At 37.7% G+C, this 5,599-nt stretch carries 5 protein-coding genes; all 5 read left to right on the forward strand.

Annotation, left to right across the window (positions count from 1 at the left end; genetic code table 11):
• On the forward strand, positions 1-390 hold a 390-nt coding region (locus tag AB7E53_RS13850), incomplete at its 5' end, for a plasmid pRiA4b ORF-3 family protein (RefSeq protein ID WP_446776327.1).
• A gap of 331 nt (positions 391-721) precedes the next feature.
• Positions 722-2,110, forward strand: a complete 1,389-nt coding sequence (locus tag AB7E53_RS13855) for a Gfo/Idh/MocA family protein (RefSeq protein WP_446776329.1) — start codon at positions 722-724, stop codon at positions 2,108-2,110.
• A gap of 17 nt (positions 2,111-2,127) precedes the next feature.
• Positions 2,128-3,570 (forward strand): tagaturonate reductase, encoded by a 1,443-nt coding sequence (locus AB7E53_RS13860; protein ID WP_446776331.1) that lies wholly within the window; start codon positions 2,128-2,130, stop codon positions 3,568-3,570.
• A complete protein-coding gene (locus AB7E53_RS13865; RefSeq protein ID WP_446776333.1) occupies positions 3,567-5,054 on the forward strand; it encodes a UxaA family hydrolase in 1,488 nt (495 codons plus the stop codon). The genes AB7E53_RS13860 and AB7E53_RS13865 overlap by 4 nt, the downstream gene beginning before the upstream one ends.
• 58 nt (positions 5,055-5,112) lie before the next feature.
• The gene (locus tag AB7E53_RS13870) at positions 5,113-5,514 is read left to right on the forward strand and encodes a Crp/Fnr family transcriptional regulator (RefSeq protein WP_446776335.1); all 402 of its coding nucleotides are present in this window, start codon (positions 5,113-5,115) and stop codon (positions 5,512-5,514) included.
• The last annotated feature ends 85 nt before the right edge of the window (positions 5,515-5,599 follow it).

The following is a 5,599-nucleotide window of genomic DNA, read 5'->3' on the forward strand; positions in this document are numbered from 1 at the left end:
ATTGCGATCCCCTCTGAAGATGATTTTGATTTTGGTGTTAAGACTTTGGATGCATCAAAAGTTAAGTTGTCTAAAGTATTTACAGATAATATTCGTAAACTTTTATATGTATATGATTTTGGAGACAATTGGGTTCATGAAATAACCTTAGAAGCCGTTTCCGACAACAAACGTAAAGAAGCTATTTGTCTTTCGGGTAAGGGTAGCTGTCCGCCCGAAGATTGCGGTGGATGCTATGGGTATGAAGAAATGAAAAATGTTTTCCGAACAATGCCTGACAGTGAAGAAGCTGGAGAATATAGGGACTGGCTGGGATTGGAAAAAGATGAAATCTGGAGTGCCAACACCATTAATCTCGATGAAATTAACGTTGAATTAAAAGAAATTTAATTCTAAATAAGTTATATGGAGGGAAACTATTTGGAACCATATAAGACGTAGCAGAGAAATAAGCAATCCTCCCTCAGGAGTTCAATTGAATGCCGGGCTGGGGGGATCTGTATTTAATGAATGAGAGATTTTCTTTATTTTATTATGTTCATTGTATTTGTATGTTCATTGTCAATGAACATACAAATACAATGAACAATCAATCCGGTTGCGCACTTTACTCCAAATGCCTCCCAGAAATTATGAGTAAATACCTTGATTTCCATTTGCTTCGTTATCAAGTAAAACATATATTTGCTATGACTAATATTGAAACTTTTAAATTAATACTATGAATAACACAACTACCAAAATGTCAAGAAGACATTTTATTGCAACAACGGGGACAATTGCCGGAACGGCTCTGCTCAATCCTATTTCTGAATTAAAAGCAGATACAAAAAGCAGTACAGCATTGCCTGATAAAAAAGTTCGTATCGCACTTATTGGTACAGGTATTCGTGGAACATCCATGTGGGGAAGTGATCTGACGAAAAACTATGCTGACTATCTGGAGTTCGTTGGCCTTTGTGATAATAACGAAGGACGTTTAGAAACAGGAAAACGTATCATAGGAACTGATTGTCCAACTTATACCGATTTTGAGAAAATGATGGCTGAAACCAAGCCCGATGTGCTAATTGTAACGACAATAGACAGTACGCACCATCACTTCATTATTCGTGGCATGGAGCTGGGAGCAGATATTATTACTGAAAAACCAATGACGATCGATGAAAAGAAAATTCAGGCGATTCTGGATGCCGAAAAGCGAACTGGCAAAACATGCAGAGTCACATTTAATTACAGGTATTCACCTCACCGGGCAAAAATATGGGAACTACTTCGTGCTGGTGAAATAGGAGATATCACCTCCGTCGATTTTCACTGGTATCTGGATACCTCTCACGGTGCCGACTATTTCCGGCGTTGGCACAGACTGGTGGAATGCAGCGGATCGTTGTGGTTACATAAAGCCAGCCATCATTTTGATCTGTTAAATTGGTGGATAGACAGTGATCCGGAGTCTGTATATGCTGCGGGGGCCCTGGACTTTTATGGAAAGAACGGTTCTATTCGGGCTGAGAACTGTCGTACCTGTAAGCATACAAAAGAATGTCCGTTCTATTTCGATATAATGAGAGATAGAACCATGGTTGATCTTTATGTTGAAAATGAGAAATATGATGGTTATCTGCGTGACGGATGTGTATTTAAAAACGATGTTAATATATTCGACAAAATGGCAGCAACCATAAAATATGCCAATGGGGTACAGGTGGCGTATTCATTGACGGCATATTCTCCTTACGAAGGATACCGAATCGCTTTCAACGGAACTAAAGGACGGATAGATGCCTGGATTGAGGAGTCTAAACCTACATCTGATAAGAACTATGATGAGATTGTATTGTTTAAAAACTTCTCTCGCAGAGAATACATTCATGTCCCATTCGCTGCATCCGGACATGGAGGAGGTGATAAGTTATTGAAAGACCAGATATTCTTACCTGAAATTGGTGATCCGTTTAAACAATGTGCCAATGTCCGTGATGGAGCTTTAGCCTGTTTGGTTGGTATAGCGGCTCGAAATAGTATCGCGTCAAAAGCCCCTGTAAACATTGCTGATCTAACATCTATCAAACCTAAAGCAGTAAAAGAGTATAAAAGAATACTGTGATAAACGAAGCATCTTTCATGAGAGAATTAAATAGAAAAACAGCGTCTGCAAAACAATACACTGAACGTATTATCCAGTTTGGAGAAGGAAATTTCCTTCGCGCCTTTGTGGATTGGATTGTTTGGAATATGAATCAAACAATCGACTTCAACAGTAGTGTAGTGGTGGTTCAGCCTATTGAAAAAGGCATGGTTGATGTACTTAATGGGCAGGATTGTCTTTATCATGTAAACCTACAGGGATTGGATAAAGGTGAACCGGTGAATAGGCTGACTTTGATAGATGTTATCAGCCGTGCTATTAATCCATATTCACGGTTTGACGAATATCTAAAATTAGCAGAACAGCCTGAGATGCGGTTTGTAATATCAAATACAACAGAAGCCGGTATTGTTTTTGATCCAACTTGTAGGTTGACGGACAAACCCTGCTCCTCCTATCCGGGGAAGCTGACTCAGTTACTGTATCATCGTTTTAAAACATTCAACGGAGATTTGAGTAAAGGTTTGATCATATTCCCTTGTGAGTTGATATTCCTGAACGGACATAAGTTGAAAGAAGAAATTTATAAATACATCGATCTATGGGAATTGGGCAATGATTTCAAAAAATGGTTTGAAGAAGCATGCGGTGTTTATGCCACTTTAGTAGATCGTATTGTTCCCGGTTTTCCTCATAAAGATATTGGGGAAATCACAGAGAAATTACAATATAATGATCAGTTACTTGTGCAAGCGGAAATATTCCATTTATGGGTGATCGAAGCTCCACAGGAAGTTGCCCTGGAATTCCCTGCGGACATGGGTGGATTGAATGTTTTGTTTGTTCCCGACGAAAAGCCTTATCATGACAGAAAGGTTGTCTTGTTAAATGGACCGCACACAGTACTATCTCCGGTAGCTTTTCTTTCTGGAATTGATATTGTAAGAGAGGCTTGTCAGGATAAAGTGGTTGGTAAATACATCAATAGGGTGATGTATAATGAGTTGCTTGAAACATTGGATCTTCCTAAAGTGGAGTTGGAACAGTTCGCACGTGATGTTTTGGAACGGTTTAATAATCCTTTTGTAGATCATCAGGTAACCAGTATAATGTTGAACTCATTTCCAAAATATAAAACGCGTGACCTGCCAGGAGTGAAAACTTATTTAAGTAGGAATGGTAAATTACCGGATGGATTGGTTCTTGGTTTGGCTGCCATTATTACTTATTACAAAGGGGGTGTTCGTGAAGATGGTACGGAAATAAAACCAAATGATGCTCCTGAAATAATTGCTCTTCTGGATGAATTATGGAAGACAAATAATACCGGAAAGATTGCTCGTGGAGTATTAGGTGCGGATTTTATTTGGGGAGAAGATTTAAATGAAATTCCTGGTTTGACCGAGCAGATAAAACTATATTTAGATCTGATTCAACAAGAAGGAATGCTTCAGACTGTAAAAAGAATCATCCAATGAATAAGTATATACAAATAAATGCGGCAGATAATGTAGCTGTGGCTATAATTCCTTTATTGGCCGGAGATAAATTACGTATCGATGACAGAGAGATTACCTTGTTGGAAGATATTCCTGCAGGTCATAAAGTAGCCTTGAAGTCCTTTGCCCGGAATGAGCATATTATAAAATATGGTTTCCCTATCGGACATGCTAGCCAAACAATTCCAGAGGGTACATGGATTAACGAAAAGAATATTAAGAGCAATCTGGAAGGTGTGTTGGATTATACTTATCAAGCGCAAAAAGCTCTGCCCATGACCGAAAAATGTGATATTACTTTTAAGGGGTACCGAAGGAAGAACGGCGATGTGGGTATTCGAAATGAGATTTGGATCATTCCAACTGTAGGTTGTGTAAATGGTGTAATTAATCAGTTGGCAGAAGCTTTTCGGAATCAGACTAAAGGAGCTGGTGTAGATGCAATTGTTGCTTTTCCTCATAACTATGGATGCTCACAATTGGGCGATGACCATGAAAATACGAAAAAGATTTTGCGCGGTATGGTTAAACATCCAAATGCTGGTGGCGTATTAGTAGTTGGATTAGGATGCGAAAACAATCAAATAGATGAATTCAGGAAGTTTCTTGGTGAGTATGATGAGGAACGTGTTCGATTTATGGTTACGCAGCAAGTTGGAGATGAAATAGAAATAGGAATGCGATTATTGAATGAGCTATATTGTTACGCCTCAAAAGATAAAAGAACTGATATTCCTTTATCGGAACTTAAAGTTGGATTAAAGTGTGGCGGTTCAGATGGCTTTTCCGGCATAACAGCCAATCCTTTATTAGGTGCATTCTCTGACTTTTTAGTAAGTCAAGAGGGTACTACTGTATTAACAGAAGTGCCAGAAATGTTCGGTGCCGAAACTCTTTTAATGAATCGTAGTCTGAATAAAGCTGTATTTGATAAAGTTGTTCATTTGATAAATGATTTTAAAGCCAATTATATTGAGAACAACCAACCTATATACGAGAATCCTTCTCCTGGAAATAGAGCAGGTGGTATATCTACATTGGAAGAAAAGTCGTTAGGGTGTACACAAAAATCAGGCGCATCTCCTGTTCGCGATGTCTTAATGTATGGCGATCAATTGAAAGTTAAAGGCTTGAATCTATTAAGTGCTCCCGGCAACGACTTGATTGCAAGTACTGCTCTTGCTGCATGCGGCTGTCATCTTGTTCTTTTTACTACCGGAAGAGGTACACCTTTTGGTACTTTTGTACCTACTGTAAAAATATCCACAAACAGTAATTTGTTCATCAATAAACCCGGGTGGATTGATTTCAATGCCGGCTCCTTAATAGAAGGAGATGGGATGGATCATTTATCTAAAAGATTTATAGATTATATTATTGAAGTAATGAATGGTAGGCCTGTAAATAATGAAATAAAGAATTATAGAGAAATATCTATATTTAAGACAGGGGTTACATTATAAAATATCTCTTAAATTTGTGACACTCATATTGGTTGTATCGACAGCTAAAAATTACAAAATGAACGATAATTTAATTCAGGACATACTAAAATACGTTAGCTTAACTGAAAGTGATATAGCCACTTTAAGCAAATACACTGAACAAATAGACTATAAGAAAAAAGAGTATGTTTTAAAGGAAAATAGCTTTTGCAGAAATCTGTTTTTTGTGGAAAAAGGTTGTTTGCGAATGTATTTTATAAACGATAAAGCTGTAGAACAGATTGTTCAATTTGCGATTGATGGCTGGTGGATTTCCGATTTAAAAAGCTTCAACAATAATACTCCATCAGATTATTACATTCAAACTGTTGAGAATTCAAGAGTAACATTAATAAATACTGATAACCTGGATCAGTTATTGAATGAATTGCCAAAACTTATAAATAACAGTTCAAAAGTATACCACCATTCCAATTGAAAAGTATACCAGCTAATCAGAAAAAATAGAGGCTAATGTCAGCACTTGATGGAGTGCAGGCGTAGCCGAAACGGAATCAAGTGCT

Origin of the sequence: Macellibacteroides sp., assembly GCF_050251695.1 — a bacterium.
GTDB lineage: Bacteria > Bacteroidota > Bacteroidia > Bacteroidales > Tannerellaceae > Macellibacteroides > Macellibacteroides fermentans.

Excerpts from the sequence above, each read along its gene's own strand:
- AB7E53_RS13870 (WP_446776335.1), top strand. The coding sequence starts at position 5,113 with ATGAACGATAATTTAATTCAGGACATACTAAAATACGTTAGCTTAACT.
- AB7E53_RS13865 (WP_446776333.1), top strand. The coding sequence starts at position 3,567 with ATGAATAAGTATATACAAATAAATGCGGCAGATAATGTAGCTGTGGCT.
- AB7E53_RS13860 (WP_446776331.1), top strand. The coding sequence starts at position 2,128 with ATGAGAGAATTAAATAGAAAAACAGCGTCTGCAAAACAATACACTGAA.
- AB7E53_RS13855 (WP_446776329.1), top strand. The coding sequence starts at position 722 with ATGAATAACACAACTACCAAAATGTCAAGAAGACATTTTATTGCAACA.